12 protein-coding genes and 7 tRNA genes are annotated in these 16,808 nt (G+C 52.8%); 2 read left to right on the plus strand and 17 right to left on the minus strand.

What is annotated here, in order from left to right:
• Positions 1–65 precede the first annotated feature (65 nt).
• From lnt to miaB, 5 genes are all read right to left on the minus strand, one after another.
• A complete protein-coding gene (lnt, locus tag IP582_RS06925; RefSeq protein ID WP_193795493.1) occupies positions 66–1,604 on the minus strand; it encodes an apolipoprotein N-acyltransferase in 1,539 nt (512 codons plus the stop codon).
• Positions 1,605–1,609: 5 nt separating this feature from the next.
• A complete protein-coding gene (gene corC, locus IP582_RS06930; protein ID WP_041852121.1) occupies positions 1,610–2,485 on the minus strand; it encodes a CNNM family magnesium/cobalt transport protein CorC in 876 nt (291 codons plus the stop codon).
• Between the two features lie 102 nt (positions 2,486–2,587).
• On the minus strand, positions 2,588–3,055 hold the full coding sequence (gene ybeY, locus IP582_RS06935; RefSeq protein ID WP_193795494.1) for an rRNA maturation RNase YbeY: 468 nt from the start codon (positions 3,053–3,055) through the stop codon (positions 2,588–2,590).
• Positions 3,052–4,098, minus strand: coding sequence for a PhoH family protein (locus IP582_RS06940; RefSeq protein ID WP_041852119.1), 1,047 nt, complete (start codon positions 4,096–4,098; stop codon positions 3,052–3,054). Before IP582_RS06940 ends, ybeY begins: the two co-directional genes overlap by 4 nt.
• A 267-nt stretch (positions 4,099–4,365) precedes the next feature.
• A complete protein-coding gene (miaB, locus tag IP582_RS06945; protein ID WP_041852118.1) occupies positions 4,366–5,790 on the minus strand; it encodes a tRNA (N6-isopentenyl adenosine(37)-C2)-methylthiotransferase MiaB in 1,425 nt (474 codons plus the stop codon).
• Between the two features lie 146 nt (positions 5,791–5,936).
• Here miaB and ubiF point away from each other — a divergent pair, with 146 nt between their 5' ends.
• Positions 5,937–7,112, plus strand: coding sequence for a 3-demethoxyubiquinol 3-hydroxylase (ubiF, locus tag IP582_RS06950; RefSeq protein WP_193795495.1), 1,176 nt, complete (start codon positions 5,937–5,939; stop codon positions 7,110–7,112).
• Positions 7,113–7,198: 86 nt separating this feature from the next.
• Here the strand turns inward: ubiF and IP582_RS06955 are convergent.
• The 12 genes from IP582_RS06955 to nagB form a co-directional block, all read right to left on the minus strand.
• A tRNA-Gln gene (locus IP582_RS06955) sits at positions 7,199–7,272 on the minus strand.
• Positions 7,273–7,349: 77 nt separating this feature from the next.
• Positions 7,350–7,424, minus strand: a tRNA-Gln gene (locus IP582_RS06960).
• Positions 7,425–7,473: 49 nt separating this feature from the next.
• Positions 7,474–7,550, minus strand: a tRNA-Met gene (locus IP582_RS06965).
• 27 nt (positions 7,551–7,577) lie between these two features.
• Positions 7,578–7,652, minus strand: a tRNA-Gln gene (locus IP582_RS06970).
• Positions 7,653–7,686: 34 nt separating this feature from the next.
• Positions 7,687–7,761: transfer RNA gene (locus tag IP582_RS06975), tRNA-Gln, on the minus strand.
• 23 nt (positions 7,762–7,784) lie between these two features.
• A tRNA-Leu gene (locus tag IP582_RS06980) sits at positions 7,785–7,869 on the minus strand.
• 9 nt (positions 7,870–7,878) lie between these two features.
• Positions 7,879–7,955 (minus strand) — tRNA-Met (locus IP582_RS06985).
• A 228-nt stretch (positions 7,956–8,183) separates the two neighbouring features.
• Complete coding sequence (gene asnB, locus IP582_RS06990) at positions 8,184–9,848, minus strand: asparagine synthase B (protein ID WP_193795496.1); 1,665 nt, start codon at positions 9,846–9,848, stop codon at positions 8,184–8,186.
• Between the two features lie 284 nt (positions 9,849–10,132).
• A complete protein-coding gene (locus IP582_RS06995) occupies positions 10,133–10,885 on the minus strand; it encodes an HAD-IIA family hydrolase (protein ID WP_071193860.1) in 753 nt (250 codons plus the stop codon).
• 168 nt (positions 10,886–11,053) lie between these two features.
• Positions 11,054–12,274 (minus strand): N-acetylglucosamine repressor, encoded by a 1,221-nt coding sequence (locus IP582_RS07000; RefSeq protein WP_193795497.1) that lies wholly within the window; start codon positions 12,272–12,274, stop codon positions 11,054–11,056.
• A 9-nt stretch (positions 12,275–12,283) separates the two neighbouring features.
• Entirely contained in the window at positions 12,284–13,432 is a 1,149-nt protein-coding gene (gene nagA, locus IP582_RS07005) for an N-acetylglucosamine-6-phosphate deacetylase (protein ID WP_193795498.1), read from the minus strand.
• A 58-nt stretch (positions 13,433–13,490) separates the two neighbouring features.
• The gene (gene nagB, locus IP582_RS07010) at positions 13,491–14,291 is read right to left on the minus strand and encodes a glucosamine-6-phosphate deaminase (RefSeq protein WP_041852108.1); all 801 of its coding nucleotides are present in this window, start codon (positions 14,289–14,291) and stop codon (positions 13,491–13,493) included.
• A gap of 318 nt (positions 14,292–14,609) precedes the next feature.
• Here nagB and nagE point away from each other — a divergent pair, with 318 nt between their 5' ends.
• Entirely contained in the window at positions 14,610–16,634 is a 2,025-nt protein-coding gene (nagE, locus tag IP582_RS07015) for an N-acetylglucosamine-specific PTS transporter subunit IIBC (protein ID WP_193795499.1), read from the plus strand.
• The last annotated feature ends 174 nt before the right edge of the window (positions 16,635–16,808 follow it).

Genomic DNA, 16,808 nt, shown 5'->3' on the forward strand with positions numbered 1-16,808 from the left:
TGGCATTTGAAGAAAAGAGGGTGAAAGCGCCCTCTCTGGTCAGAAAGAGGGCGCGGAAGGGGTAATTACTTGCGGCGTTGCCGCAGGCTCATGATCAGCGCGCCAAAACCGAGGAGCGCAGTCAGGACCCACAGAGGCCAGTTACCCATGCGGGCATAAGGGGTCAGGCCGGATGTCGGAGTGACTTTGGTGGTCAGGACCTGCCGGGTGAACTGCGGGAGCATCGCCTGGATCTCACCGGTTGGCCCAATCACTGCCGTAATGCCGTTATTCGTGCTGCGCAGCAACGGACGCGCCAGTTCCAGCGAGCGCATCCGCGCCATCTGGAAGTGTTGCCACGGGCCGATCGATTTACCAAACCAGGCATCATTCGAGATGGTCAGCAGGAAATCAGTATCCGGGCGGAAATTATCTCGCACCTGCTCACCGAGGATAATTTCGTAGCAGATGGCCGGCGTCAGCTTATAACCGTGGGCAGACAGCGGAGGCTGAATGTATGGCCCGCGACTGAATGATGACATGGGTAGATCAAAAAACGGAGCCAACGGGCGCAGGATAGATTCCAGCGGGACAAACTCACCAAAAGGCACCAGGTGATTTTTGTTATAGCGGTCGGTAGAGCTGTAGCTATAGGCGCTGTCTTTTCCAAGAGTGATGACGGTGTTGTAGGTGTCGTAACGGTTCTGCTGATTAAGACGCGCGTCCACAATTCCGGTGATAAGCGAACTGTCATTCTTGCGCATCAAATCATCCATCATGCCCAGGAAGCGCTGTTGGTTGATTTCGAGATCAGAAATGGCAGATTCCGGCCAGATGATGAGCTGTGATTTGCCCAATTCCGGCTGGCTGGCATTGAGGTAGATTTTCAGCGTATCCAGCAACTGACCTTCATCCCACTTGAGCGCCTGCGGGATATTGCCTTGTACCAGCGATACCTGCGTCGTTCTTTCCGGCAGCAACTGATACCACTGGATATAGCGCAGCGGGAAGGGCAAAGCAAAGAGCACCAGCGCCACGATGAAAGGACGCCAGCAGCGTGTCGCCGCCGCGAGGACCAGTAAACCGCTTACCGACATCAACAGGAAGGTAATGGCATCAACGCCTAATATCGGCGCCAGCCCTTTCAGTGGCCCGTCAATCTGGCTGTAGCCAAACTGCAGCCAGGGAAAGCCCGTCAGCACCCAGCCGCGTAAAAACTCACTCAGTTGCCAGATGACCGGCGCCGCTACCGCGACGCGCAGCCAGGTTGTTTTGGGCCACAACCGGGAAAGCACGCCTGCGAACAGCCCGGTATAGAGCGAAAGGTAGGCGGCAAGCAGAACCACCAGAAAGACGTTCACCGGCCCGGGCATCCCACCGAATTGTGCGATGCTGACATAAACCCAGTGAATACCGGAGCCAAACAGACCGAGTCCCCAGAAATAACCTACCCAGGCGGCTTGCGCCGGACGCCGGTTAAGCGTGAGCGCTTGCAACCCTATAAGGGAAACAATTGCGGCAGGCCAGATATCATAAGGAGAAAAAGCCAGCGTTCCGCTGGCTCCGAAGAGTAGCGCCAGCAGCAAACGTACGCGCTGGCGTTCAAACAGTGGGGCAAATGCCATTTACATTACTCATCCAATTTCGGAACGGGGGAATCGTCCGGCATTCTTACATGAACCTGAATAATACGTCGACTGTCCGCCATGGCGACTTTAAATTGGTAACCATCAATATCAATGGATTCCCCACGCGCAGGCAGATGCCCGAAGGCCTGCATAACCAGACCACCAATAGTATCGACTTCGTCATCGCTAAAGTGGGTGCCGAAGGTTTCGTTGAAATCTTCGATAGACGCAAGGGCGCGCACGGTCCAGGTATGGCGGCTGAGCTGGCGGAAATCGATATCTTCTTCGTCGTCATATTCGTCTTCGATTTCGCCGACGATAAGTTCGAGAATATCTTCGATAGTGACAAGGCCCGAGACGCCGCCGAACTCGTCAATCACAATAGCCATGTGGTAACGCTGGGAGCGAAACTCTTTGAGCATCCGGTCAACCCGTTTGCTTTCCGGCACCACCACGGCCTGACGTAACACTTTTTCCATGCTGAAGGCTTCGGCATCGCTGCGCATAAACGGCAGCAAGTCTTTGGCCATCAAAATCCCTTCAATGTGATCCTTATCTTCGCTGATCACCGGAAAACGCGAGTGTGCAGACTCAATGATAACGTCGAGACATTCATCAAGGCTTTGGTTGCGTTTCAGGGTAATCATTTGCGAGCGGGGGATCATGATGTCGCGAACGCGCTGGTCGGCGATGTCCATTACCCCTTCGAGCATTTCGCGCGTATCCTGATCGATAAGCTCGTTCTGCCCGGAATCACGGATCAGCTCCAGTAACTCATCACGGTTTTTGGGTTCGCCGTGAAACAGTTGGCTGAGTAAAAGGGAGAAGAATCCCTTCTTGTTGTTAATGTCGCTACTGTGTGAATTGTCGTCGCTCATGGCGTCGTTTGGGTTCTCATGTTAGTGGTTCTGTCGCCAGGACGCGCAAACTCAGCGCCTGGCAGCATTTTCTGTCAGCACGGCAATGGGTTGCCGCACAGACTACTCCTTCTCGGAAATGTACGGATCCTCATATCCCAGAGCAAGCATTATCTCTGTTTCGAGTCCTTCCATCTCTTCGGCTTCGTCATCTTCAATATGGTCGTAGCCCAGCAGATGCAGGCTACCGTGAATCACCATATGCGCCCAGTGCGCATCAAGCGGTTTATCCTGTTCTTTGGCTTCCTGCTCAACCACCTGGCGGCAAATGATCAGATCGCCCAGCAGCGGCATTTCGATGCCCGGCGGCGCTTCAAACGGGAAAGAGAGCACATTTGTCGGCTTGTCTTTCCCACGGTAAGTCAGGTTTAACTCATGACTTTCCGCCTCATCCACCAGACGGATGGTTACTTCCGCTTCTTCCTGGAATTGCGGAATGACCGCGTCCAGCCACCGCTGAAACTGTGCTTCTTCCGGCAAACCGCCGGCCTCTTCACATGCCAGTTGTAAATCGAGGATCACCTGACTCATTTTTGCTCCTGCTCCTGGGCTTCGCGTTTGCGCTCGGCTGCCTGTTCCGCCCGGCGTTTTTGATCCGCCTCTTCCCAGGCTTCGTAAGCATTCACGATGCGTGCGACAACAGGATGACGGACAACGTCTTCGCTATGGAAAAAGTTAAAACTGATTTCTTCGACTTCCGCCAGTACTTCAATGGCGTGGCGCAAGCCGGATTTAACATTGCGTGGCAGGTCAATCTGCGTCACATCACCAGTGATGACCGCTTTGGAGTTAAAGCCAATACGGGTCAGGAACATCTTCATCTGCTCGATGGTGGTGTTCTGGCTTTCATCAAGAATGATAAAAGCGTCATTCAGCGTGCGACCACGCATATAGGCCAGCGGCGCAACTTCAATGACATTACGCTCAATCAGCTTCTCAACTTTCTCAAAGCCGAGCATCTCGAACAGCGCGTCGTAGAGCGGTCGCAGGTAGGGGTCCACTTTCTGGCTTAAATCACCCGGCAGGAAGCCCAGTTTTTCCCCGGCTTCCACGGCTGGACGGGTCAGCAGAATACGGCGAACGTCCTGACGTTCCAGCGCATCCACCGCCGCGGCAACCGCCAGATACGTTTTACCTGTACCCGCCGGCCCCACGCCAAAAGTGATGTCATGATCAAGAATATTGGCGATGTACTGCGCCTGATTTGGCGTACGGGGTTTAATCACGCCGCGTTTAGTTTTGATATTGACCGCTTTTCCATACTCCGGCACGCTCTCCGCGCTCTGTTCAAGCACGCGGGCTTCTTTGATAGCCAGATGGATCTGTTCCGGTTCGATATCCTGAGTTTGCCCACGCATGGGGGCCGTATCGACATAGAGGCTGAGCAAAATATCTGCAGCAGCGTTCACGCAAAGGGTACGTCCGGTGAGTTTGAAGTGATTATCGCGACGGTTAATCTCGATGCCCAGTCGCCGTTCCAACTGTTTGATATTATCATCAAACGGTCCGCACAGGCTCAGCAGGCGAGCATTGTCAGCGGGTGTCAGGGTAATTTCACGGGTATCTATGTTCAAACTGTTCCTCTTATTCAGATAGTGCCGAATGGAGCCTGGCTAACACAGCCTGAGGCCGTCAGCCTTATAGAGAATTATTCACGCCATGGAATAAAGGCGCAAGCATTGCGATGGATATAAGGGCGGGAAGGGGAAATGCAAGGGCTGCTCAGTCACACTCAGCCGCAGATTCGTGGTTTTGCACGCGCTCCGGTCGCATCATCATCTCTGCGACCGGGCACTTGCCTGCTGTCTTTCTGCAACGTTGAGCAGCCAGAACCGTGAAGATTAAGGCTGGTAGAGACCAACGCCGATATCATTCTCTTTACGGGTACGGGCGATGACCGATTCTGGCGACTGCGCTATGCGCAGGCCCATTTCGTCTTCGGTACGCACCACTTTACCGCGCAGGGAGTTTGTCCAGACGTCGGTGATTTCCACGTCAACGAATTTCCCGATCATCTCCGGTCTGCCTTCGAAGTTCACCACGCGGTTATTTTCGGTACGGCCTGACAGCTCCATGATGCTCTTACGGGACGTCCCTTCCACCAGGATGCGCTGAGTCGTGCCGATCATCCGGCGGCTCCAGGCCATTGCCTGCTGGTTGATACGTTCCTGCAGAATATACAGGCGCTGCTTTTTATCCTCTTCCGGTACGTCATCAACCATATCGGCCGCAGGCGTTCCCGGACGGGCGGAGAAAATAAAGCTGTAACTCATATCGAAATTCACATCGGCAATCAGCTTCATGGTCTGCTCGAAGTCCTGGGTCGTTTCGCCAGGGAAGCCAACGATAAAGTCAGAGCTGATTTGAATGTCCGGACGTGCGGCACGCAGTTTGCGGATGATCGCTTTGTATTCCAGCGCGGTATGGGTACGGCCCATCAGGTTCAGTACGCGGTCAGAACCACTTTGAACCGGCAGATGCAGGAAACTTACCAGCTCCGGCGTATCGCGGTAGACATCAATAATATCGTCGGTGAATTCGATCGGGTGGCTGGTGGTAAAACGAATACGGTCAATACCGTCAATCGCCGCCACCAGACGCAGCAGATCGGCGAAGGAGCCGGTGCTTCCGTCGTAATTCTCACCGCGCCAGGCGTTGACGTTTTGGCCCAGCAGGTTAACTTCACGTACGCCTTGTGCCGCCAGTTGCGCGATTTCAAAAAGGATATCGTCACACGGACGGCTCACCTCTTCGCCACGGGTGTAGGGCACGACACAGTAAGTGCAGTACTTATTGCAGCCTTCCATGATGGAGACAAAGGCGGTCGGACCTTCGGCTTTCGGTTCCGGCAGGCGGTCGAACTTTTCGATTTCCGGGAAGCTGATATCGACCACCGGGCTGCGATTGCCGCGCACGGAGTTGATCATTTCTGGCAGACGGTGCAGCGTTTGCGGTCCAAAAATAATGTCAACATAGTGGGCACGCTGGCGAATATGGTCGCCTTCCTGAGATGCGACGCAACCGCCGACACCAATGATCAGGTCTGGATTTTTTTCCTTTAATAATTTCCAGCGCCCCAACTGGTGGAAGACTTTCTCTTGCGCCTTCTCGCGGATTGAGCAGGTATTAAGCAGCAGCACATCTGCTTCTTCGGCCACTTCGGTGAGTTGATACCCGTGAGTGGCATCCAGCAGATCGGCCATCTTCGATGAATCGTACTCGTTCATCTGACAGCCCCAGGTTTTGATGTGGAGTTTTTTTGTCATCGACTTGCTCATGCTTTGTTTAATGGCCCAATGCAGGGCGCGTATTGTAATGCTTTGGTCGCGTGCTGACCAGTATGACGCTTGTCAGACTCAAGATGTAAAAAATCCGGTAAACTTAGGAGATTCTCGTTTAAGGATAATGGACCATGATAAATCAATCTACTGAGGTCGCGGTTGTCGGCGGCGGAATGGTCGGCGGGGCGCTGGCGTTGGGTTTAGCGCAGCAGGGTTTTAGTGTCACGGTCATTGAACAACATGCGCCGCCTGCCTTTGACGCGACGGCACAACCGGATGTGCGTATTTCGGCGATAAGCGCCTCCTCCGTAACGCTGCTCCAGACGCTGGGCGTTTGGGATGCGGTTCAGGCGATGCGTTGCCATCCATGGGAGCGGCTGGAGACCTGGGAGTGGGAAAACGCGCATGTCGTCTTCGACGCGCGTGAGTTAAAACTGCCGTTGCTTGGCTATATGGTCGAAAACAATGTCTTACAGCGCGCGCTGTGGGAAGCGCTGGAGCGCCACCCACTGGTAACGCTGCGCGTACCTGCGGCGCTCAGTACGATGCGACAGAACGATGAGTATCACGAACTGACATTTGAAGATGGCGAAACGCTTTCGGCGAAGCTGGTGATTGGCGCTGATGGGGGGAATTCCCGGGTGCGCCAGTGTGCCGGTATTGGCATTCACGCCTGGCAATATCAGCAATCCTGCATGCTGATCACCGTAGAGTGTGAGCGCGCGCCCGGGGAGAGTACCTGGCAGCACTTTACCCCCAACGGTCCGCATGCTTTCCTGCCGTTATTTGACTACTGGGCATCGCTGGTCTGGTACGACACACCTGCCCGTATTCGTCAGTTGCAATCGTTAAACATGGTGCAATTACAGAAAGAGATCGCGGCACATTTTCCATCCCGACTGGGACATGTTATGCCCGTCGCTGCTGGAGCGTTCCCGCTCGCGCGCCGCCACGCACTGCAATATGTTCGTCCAGGGCTCGCGCTGGTGGGGGATGCAGCGCATACCATCCATCCGCTGGCGGGGCAGGGAGTAAACCTCGGCTATCGCGATGTAGACTGCCTGTTAGACGTGCTGACAAGGGCGTGCAGCCACGGGGAAGACTGGGCAAGCCTTTCGGTGCTCAAACGCTATCAGACACGCCGTATGGCGGATAATTTTATTATGCAAAGTGGCATGGACTTGTTCCATGCCGGGTTCAGTAACGATCTGGGCCCGGTACGCGTGCTGCGTAATATCGGTTTGATGGCGGCGGAACGGGCTGGTGTACTCAAACGGCAGGCGCTGAAATATGCGTTAGGACTGTAAAAGGACGGCGGGAAACCGCCGTTTTCTATTTCAGCAGTAGCCGGAAAAGCAAAAAGCCCGCCGAAGCGAGCTTTTTGCTTTTTATGTGGCTGGGGTACAAGGATTCGAACCTCGGATGGCGGAATCAGAATCCGCTGCCTTACCGCTTGGCGATACCCCAATAGGCGTGAAATTTTACGCGTTAACGATAAAACTTCAACCTTTGCGTCTACCCGAAAGCAAACGACTTTTTGAAATTGGCTGGGGTACGAGGATTCGAACCTCGGAATGGTGGAATCAGAATCCACTGCCTTACCGCTTGGCGATACCCCAACAATTTTTTACTCAGGTTAATGTTTTTATGAACATCAGCCTTTGAATATGGTGGCTACTACGGGAATCGAACCTGTGACCCCAGCATTATGAGTGCTGTGCTCTAACCAGCTGAGCTAAGTAGCCAAATTTTACTGCAAACCAGTCACCGACTGGCTGGGGTACCTGGATTCGAACCAGGGAATGCCGGTATCAAAAACCGGTGCCTTACCGCTTGGCGATACCCCAATACCGTCGCGGTGAACCGCAAACATCAAAAATATGGCTGGGGTACCTGGATTCGAACCAGGGAATGCCGGTATCAAAAACCGGTGCCTTACCGCTTGGCGATACCCCATCCGTGCAACGCTTATTGGTGAATGGTGCGGGAGGCGAGACTTGAACTCGCACACCTTGCGGCGCCAGAACCTAAATCTGGTGCGTCTACCAATTTCGCCACTCCCGCAAAAAAAGATGGTGGCTACTACGGGAATCGAACCTGTGACCCCAGCATTATGAGTGCTGTGCTCTAACCAGCTGAGCTAAGTAGCCATCTTTTTTTCGCGTTACCTTATCGGCGTTGCGGGGCGCATTATGCGTATTGGGCCTGACAGCGTCAATACCTTTTTCATCGAAAATTGCCGGAATGTGACTGTTTGGTTAGGTTGCGAACAGCGTGACGCATAATTCGGCAATTATTGGTTATTTATCGATTTTGTATAGCAAAACATATGCAGAAATAAAAAAAGGCCCCGCAGGGCCTTTAACGATAACAATCGCTTATTTGTAAGCGGACTGATGTACGCCAACCGCACGACCTGATGGATCGTTCATGGATTTGAATGACTCATCCCACTCGATTGCTTTTGCAGATGAGCACGCCACAGACGGGCCGCCAGGCACACATTCAGCAGCGCTGGGTACCGGGAACAGCTCTTCAAAGATTTCACGGTACAGATACGCTTCTTTCGAGCCCGGCGTGTTGTACGGGAAACGGTAGCTGGCTGTCGCCAGTTGCTGATCGCTAACCTGCTGTGCCGCTACTTCTTTGAGTGTATCGATCCAACTGTAACCTACGCCGTCAGAGAACTGCTCTTTCTGACGCCATGCAACGCTCGCCGGCAGATAGGATTCGAAACATTCGCGCAGGACGTGTTTTTCCATTTTGCCGTTGCCGCACATTTTATCCTGCGGGTTGATGCGCATCGCTACATCGAGGAATTTTTTATCCAGGAACGGCACACGCGCTTCTACGCCCCAGGCGGACATCGCTTTGTTAGCACGCGCGCAGTCGAACATGTGCAGCGCCTGCAGCTTACGTACGGTCTCTTCATGCAGCTCTTTGGCATTCGGCGCTTTATGGAAATAGAGGTAACCGCCGAACACTTCGTCAGAACCTTCGCCAGACAGTACCATTTTGATGCCCATTGCTTTGATTTTACGGGACATCAGATACATCGGCGTAGAGGCGCGAATGGTGGTTACATCGTAGGTTTCGATGTGATAAATCACGTCGCGAATCGCGTCCAGACCTTCCTGTACGGTAAAGTGGATTTCGTGGTGAACCGTACCCAGATGGTTTGCCACTTCCTGCGCAGCTTTCAGATCCGGAGCCCCTTTCAGGCCCACAGCAAAGGAGTGCAACTGCGGCCACCAGGCCTCAGAGCGTTCCTGATCTTCCACACGGCGCGCGGCGAATTTTTTGGTAATAGCGGAAATGACAGAAGAGTCCAGACCGCCCGAGAGCAGAACGCCATACGGCACATCTGACATCAGGTGACTTTTCACAGACTCTTCAAGCGCCTGACGCAGTTCGTTTTTGTCAGTGACGTTATCTTTCACTGCCTCATAGTCGAACCAGTCACGCTGATAGTAAGAACGGATTTCACCGTCTTTGCTCCACAGGTAGCTGCCCGCCGGGAACTCTTTGATGGTACGGCACACAGGGACCAGCGCTTTCATTTCGGAAGCAACATAAAAGTTACCGTGCTCATCATGGCCCATATACAGCGGGATAATGCCGATGTGGTCACGACCAATCAGATAAGCGTCTTTTTCGCTGTCATACAGGGCGAAAGCGAACATACCTTGCAGATCGTCCAGAAACTCAGGGCCTTTTTCCTGATACAGCGCGAGGATAACTTCACAGTCAGAACCGGTCTGGAACTGATAGCGATCGCCATATTCCGCACGCAGAGCCTGATGGTTGTAGATTTCACCGTTAACGGCCAGCGCATGTGTTTTTTTCTCGTTGTACAGCGGCTGGGCACCCGCATTGACGTCGACAATAGACAGACGCTCATGGGCAAGAATCGCTTTATCGCTGGCATAAACGCCAGACCAGTCCGGGCCGCGATGGCGCATCAGGCGGGATAATTCGAGCGCTTTTTTACGCAGCTCAACCGCGTCGGTTTTAATATCCAGTACGCCAAAAATAGAACACATAGACTTCTCCGTTACTTTAAGGCAATGCAGTGTTGTGTGAGTGCAGACGCCGCGTCATCGCGTTGTCTTATTGCTTGTTTAAGAAAATGCCGCAAAGGTGTGACGTGCGCAAGCGTTTTACAGCCTTGAAAGTAAAAAGCGCAATGACGATTGCTGAATGCTGAAAAAAGAACATGAATTGAGCTGAGCTATTGATGAATTATCAGTTTTCAGCGCATTTTATTAAACGGTCTTTTTTTATTGGTGCTGAAAATGAAAAACCACGTCCGGAGACGTGGTTTCGTTTAAAAAATGTCGATTTCAGCAACCGAAGGGTAAATCCATGAAGGACGGAACGGCATGCTGTCGATATCATCCAGCGTTGATACGCCAGAGAGCACCAGGATAGTCTCCAGACCCGCCTGGAAGCCCGCAAGAATATCGGTACGCAAATTATCACCGACAATCACCGTCTGCTCTGAATGCGCCTGCATAGTATTGAGTGCGGCGCGGATAATCCACGGACTCGGCTTGCCGACGTAGAAAGGCTCGCGGCCGGAGATTTTTTCAATACCGGCGCACAGCGCGCCGCAGCCAGGATAGTAGCCACGTCCGTGGGTGTCCGGGTTGGTGGCAATAAAGCGCGCACCGTTGGCGACGAAAAAGGCCGCCTTATGCATCATTTCCCAGTTGTAGGAACGCGTTTCGCCCACGATAACGAAATCCGGGTTGATATCCGTAATGGTAAACCCGGCTTTATAGAGTTCGTGAATCAATGCGCCTTCACCGACTACGTAAGCTTTTTTCCCTTCCTGACGCTTAAGGAAGTCAGCTGTCGCCATCGCAGAGGTGTAAAAGACGCTGGCTGGTGCATCTATGCCAGCAGAGGCAAAGCGGTTAGCCAAATCCTGCCCCGTCTGGGAAGGGTAGTTGGTGAGCAGCACCAGCGGCATCCCTTTTTCCAGGATTCGATGAATAAACTCCGCTGCGCCCGGCACGGCGACATTATCGTGCATCAAGACGCCGTCAATATCACAGATTACGTTCTGAATGGTCATGGACTACCCGGTAAAAAAAGAGAAGCAATAACTATAACCGTCATACTTCAACTTGCCTATGCGTTGGTGATGTTTGCGCGGCCCGGTCACTTATCTCAGTAAGCTCCTGAGCATTTATGCGCTTACCGCCTTTATGCAGCTCGAATTATTTAGGGTCTCTAAACCCTGTCAGTTTTCCAGCAAGCGTTGCAGCAGCATGCCGTTCAGCATGGCGCGTTTCACCAGAGCGAAAGCGCCTATCGCCGAGCGATGGTCAAGGGTGGATCGCACCACGGGAAGATTTTTACGGAATGCTTTGAGCGACTGTGTGTTAATGCAGCCTTCAATAGCAGGCAGCAACACTTTCTCCGCTTCAACAATCTCCCCGGCGATGACCACTTTTTGCGGATTGAAGAGGTTAATGGCAATGGCGATTGTTTTACCCAGATGGCGACCAACGTACTCAATCACTTCACACGCCAGCGCGTCGCCTTTATTTGCGGCTTTACAGATATTTTTTATCGTGCAGTCATCCAGCGTTACGCGGCTTTGGTAGCCCTGTTCCAGCAGATGCCTTACGCGTTGTTCAATGGCGGCATTGGCGGCGATGGTTTCCAGACAGCCAAAGTTACCGCAATGACATCGCTCGCCGAGAGGCTCCACCTGGATGTGACCAATTTCACCCACATTACCGTTGCGACCGATAAAAATGCGCCCGTTAGAGATGATTCCTGCCCCGGTTCCGCGATGAACACGCACCAGAATGGAATCTTCACAGTCCTGACTTGCCCCAAAATAGTGCTCTGCAAGGGCCAGACTGCGGATATCGTGACCGACGAAACAGGTTAATTTGAAACGTTTTTCCAGTGCGTCCACCAGTCCCCAGTTCTCAACCTGAATATGCGGCATATAGCGAATGACGCCGCTTTCCGGGTCGACAAGGCCTGGTAAAATGACCGAGATGGCGATCAGTTCGCGGATCTTACGCTGATTGCTTTCGATAAAGGCGCTGATGGTGTTCAGCAACGCGTGCTCCAGCGTTTCCTGCGTCCGCTCTGGCAGAGGATAATGCTCTTCCGCCAGCACTTTGCTGCTCAGATCATAAAGGGTGAGGGTGGTATCGGAACGTCCAAGACGCACACCAATAGCCTGAAAATTGCGGGTTTCGGTAATGATAGAGATAGCGCGGCGGCCCCCGGTGGAGGCCTGCTGATCAACTTCTTTGATCAGGCCGCGTTCAATAAGCTGACGCGTGATTTTTGTCACACTGGCGGGCGCAAGCTGGCTCTGCTCGGCAATTTGAATACGCGAAATAGGGCCTAGTTGATCAATCAGGCGGTAAACCGCCGCACTGTTAAGTTGTTTAACGAGATCAACGTTACCAATCTGAGCTTGTCCGCCTGCTGTCATACCTTTTATTTACTCGATGACGACCTCGTTACCATTAACGATAGTCTTGATTATTTTATAATCGTGTGTGAAGGCGGTCAGGTTCGCAACCTTACCCGGGGCAATGCTGCCGAGCTGCCCGTCGACGCCTATCGCGCGAGCCGGGTACAAGGTTGCCATGCGCAGTACTTCATCCAGCGCAATACCCACATGCTCGACCAGGTTCCGAACCCCTTCAATCATTGTCAGGGAGGAGCCGCTCAGCGTACCGTTTTCATCCACACACAGTCCATTACGGTAGTATATTGTTTTACCAGCAAAAATGAACTGGTCAATATCTGCCCCTGCAGGCGCCGTTGCATCTGTAACTAAACAGAGTTTGTCGCCTTTCAGGCGTTTCGCATTACGGACATTAACGTAATCGACATGCAGCCCATCTGCAATGATCCCGCAATAAACATCGGCATCATCCAGTACCGCGCCCGCCAGACCCGGTTCACGTCCGGTGATGTACGGCATCGCATTGTATAAATGCGTCGCAAACGTGATGCCTGCACGGAAACCCGCTTTCGCTTCTTTTAATGTCGCGTTCGAGTGGCCTGCTGACACCACAATACCGGCCGCAGCCAGCTTACTGATAACCTCAGTACCGGCCATTTCCGGCGCCAGCGTCACTTTAGTTATGACGTCAGCATTGGCGCAGAGATAATCCACCAGTTCGGCATCCGGTTTGCGGACAAATTTCGGGTTATGGGTGCCTTTTTTTACGATATTGAGCCACGGCCCTTCGAGGTGCAAACCAAGCGCCTGATGTGCATGTTTCGCCAGATAATCACGCATCACCTGAATGCCTTGTTTCATCAGGTCATCGCTGGTGGTGATAAGCGTCGGCAGAAAACTTGTGCAGCCTGATTTTTGATTGGCGCGCTGCATGATTTCCAGCGTTTCAATGCTTACGGCTTCGGGGGTGTCGTTGAACTGCACGCCACCGCAACCATTCAGTTGTACGTCAAGAAAACCGGGGGCCAGCGTTGCGCCATTGAGATCACGCTGCTCGATAGTGGGCGGCAGCTCAGCCACAGGGCAGAGACGATCAATCAGGCCATCGGCGACAATCAGCGCGTGGTCATCCAAAATTTCATGTCCGGTGAAAATCCGGCAATGGGTTAAAGCATACATAACGACCCCCGGTTAACAAATGGGTGTCGTCCCGCTGGATTTGCGGAACGAAACACAATTACAGACCTTTAATATTTTCCGCTTCTAATTCATTGAAATATTTCAATGTTTTAACTTTCAGTTCCATCGTAGACGGCTCGTCGCACACCATCACGGCTTTCGGGTGCAGTTGCAGACAGCTAATGGTCCACATATGGTTCACGTTACCTTCTACGGCCGCCTGCAAAGCCTGCGCTTTCTGGCTTCCCAATACCAGAATCATCACTTCTTCTGCATCAAGCAGCGTACCTACGCCCACGGTCAGTGCGTATTTCGGCACCTGATTAACGTCGCCGTCGAAGAAACGGGAATTGGCCACGCGGGTGTCATGGGTCAGCGTTTTAATACGGGTACGAGAAGCCAGCGAAGATGCGGGCTCGTTGAAGGCGATGTGACCATCGTTGCCAACGCCGCCCATAAACAGGTGAATTTTGCCATAGGAACGGATTTTTTCTTCGTATTGGCGGCATTCTGCGTCAATATCCGGCGCATTGCCATCCAGGAGGTTAATATTTTCCGCCGGAATATCAACGTGATCGAAAAAGTTACGGTGCATAAAGCTGTGATAGCTTTCCGGGTGCTCCTTCGGCAGGCCGACATATTCGTCCATATTGAACGTGACAACATGTTTAAAACTAACCTGGCCCGCTTTGTGCATTTCAACTAATGCTTTGTAGGCGGTAAGAGGCGTGCCACCGGTTGGCAGGCCAAGCAGGAACGGACGATCCGCTGTAGGTTTAAATGCATTGATGCGATTGACGATATGGCGGGCCGCCCATTTACCGACTTGTTCAGCTGTTGCCAGAGGAATCAGTCTCATTGTTCACCTCTAAGTTGATTAAAGTTAGCGGATTGCGTTCCAGTGCAGTGTAAAGCGTAACTCAGTTTCGCTCCCTATGGGGGCAATCCGCCTTGATTTTTTGAATGATAAAATAAGTTTTGCTGGTTAGCCAGCAAAGAGGAGGTCAAATAACGATATTTGGTGATTAAAATCACAAAAAAGGTGCTTTTAATTTGCGAGACGAATTAATTTTCAACACACTCTCAATGTAATGAAAAATGGCCGTGTTTTCAGGGTTAGTCAGACAATAAAAAGACTGTTTCTAAGGGCTCCGGTGGGGTTCAAAGGGGGAATAACGTGAATCTTTTAGGTTACTTGCAAAAGGTTGGCCGCGCGCTCATGGTGCCGGTCGCCACGCTGCCTGCCGCAGCGATTCTGATGGGGGTCGGTTACTGGATCGACCCGGTAGGCTGGGGTGGATCTAACGCGCTGGCGGCGTTCTTCATTCAATCTGGTTCTGCCATTATCGATAACATGGGCGTGCTGTTCGCCGTGGGTGTTGCTTATGGTATGTCCAAAGACAAAGACGGTGCTGCTGCACTGGCCGGCTTTGTGGGTTTCCTTGTATTGACGACGCTGTGCTCGCCAGCCGCTGTCGCTATGATCCAGAAAATCCCAGCCGATCAAGTTCCTGCCGCGTTTGGCAAGATCAAAAACCAGTTCGTTGGGATCATGGTCGGTATCATTGCTGCGGAACTGTATAACCGCTTTAGCAGCGTCGAGCTGCCGAAGGCGCTCTCCTTCTTTAGCGGCCGTCGTCTGGTGCCGATCCTGACCTCTTTTGTCATGATCGCTGTCGCGTTCATCATGATGTTTATCTGGCCGGTAGTCTTCAGTGGTCTGGTTGGCTTCGGTGAGCACATTCAGAAACTGGGCTCTGTCGGTGCGGGCGTCTACGCCTTCTTCAACCGTCTGTTGATTCCGGTAGGGCTGCACCATGCGCTGAACTCCGTATTCTGGTTTGACGTTGCCGGTATTAACGATATTCCTAACTTCCTGGGCGGCGCGCAGTCTATTGAAGCGGGCAAAGCGGTTGTTGGGGTTACGGGTCGTTACCAGGCGGGCTTCTTCCCGATCATGATGTTTGGTCTGCCAGGTGCCGCGCTGGCGATTTACCACTGCGCGCGTCCGGAAAATAAAGCCAAAGTCCTTGGTATTATGATGGCAGGCGCCTTTGCTGCCTTCTTTACAGGTATCACTGAACCGCTGGAATTCTCCTTCATGTTCGTGGCACCGGTGCTGTACTTCATTCACGCTGTGCTGACCGGGATTTCTGTCTTTATCGCCGCGACTATGCAGTGGATTGCCGGCTTCGGCTTTAGTGCCGGTCTGGTGGATATGGTGCTCTCGTCCCGTAACCCGCTGGCCGTACACTGGTACATGCTGATTCTGCAAGGCCTGGTGTTCTTTGTTATCTACTACGTGGTGTTCCGTTTCACTATCCTGAAATTCAACCTGTTGACCCCGGGTCGTGAACTGGCGGTTGCCGGTGACGAAGCGGATGGCCAGGATGTGAATGTTAGCACGGCTTCCGAGCAGGATGTGACCGGTCTGGCGCGTCAGTATATTGCCGCTGTCGGGGGTTCCGCGAACCTGACCGGTATCGATGCCTGCATCACACGTCTGCGTCTGAGCGTGAAAGACTCTTCCCTGGTTAACGAAGCGCTGGCTAAACGTCTGGGTGCGAGCGGAGTTATTCGTTTGAATAAAACCGGCGTACAGGTGATTGTGGGTTTTGCGGCCGAAAAAATTGCTAATGCGATGAAAACGGCGGGCGACGTTCCGGCGGCAGGCGCAGCGGCTCCTGCCCCGGCAACCGCCAGCGCGCCTAAACCGCAGGCAGTGCCGAACGTTAGCGCGGCGGTGATTGCGGAACTGGTCTCTCCGGTGACCGGGCAGGTCGTTTCTCTGGATGAAGTGCCGGATGAAGCGTTTGCCAGCAAAGCCGTTGGCGATGGCGTAGCGGTAAAACCGACAGAGAAAACGGTTGTTGCACCGGCAGCGGGTACCATCGTGAAAATCTTCAATACCAACCACGCGTTCTGCCTGGAAACTGAAAAAGGCGCGGAAATCGTTGTTCATATGGGCATCGACACTGTTGCGCTGGGTGGCCAGGGCTTCACGCGTCTGGTTGAAGAGGGGGCAACCGTTACGGCGGGTCAGCCAATCCTGGAAATGGATCTGGAATATCTGAACGCCAATGCCCGTTCTATGGTTAGCCCGGTGGTATGTAGCAATATTGATGATTTCTCTGGTCTGGTTATCAAAGCACAAGGTTCTGTTGTGGCAGGGCAAACGCCGCTGTACGACATCAAAGGCTAATGATGTAATCTGAACCAGAAATAGCCATAAGCGGCAGGGGATCTTCCTCTGCCGCTTTTTTTTGCGTGAATTAAAGTATTCCGTTTTGTATCTATTTTCCGTAACTAAAGGTTGTCTCAGACGGCGGCTTATAAGATCATGTGCCGTTATATGTTGTTTACGCCTTGAGGAATC

Origin of the sequence: Citrobacter sp. BDA59-3, from assembly GCF_015167655.1 — a bacterium.
Lineage (GTDB): Bacteria > Pseudomonadota > Gammaproteobacteria > Enterobacterales > Enterobacteriaceae > Phytobacter > Phytobacter diazotrophicus.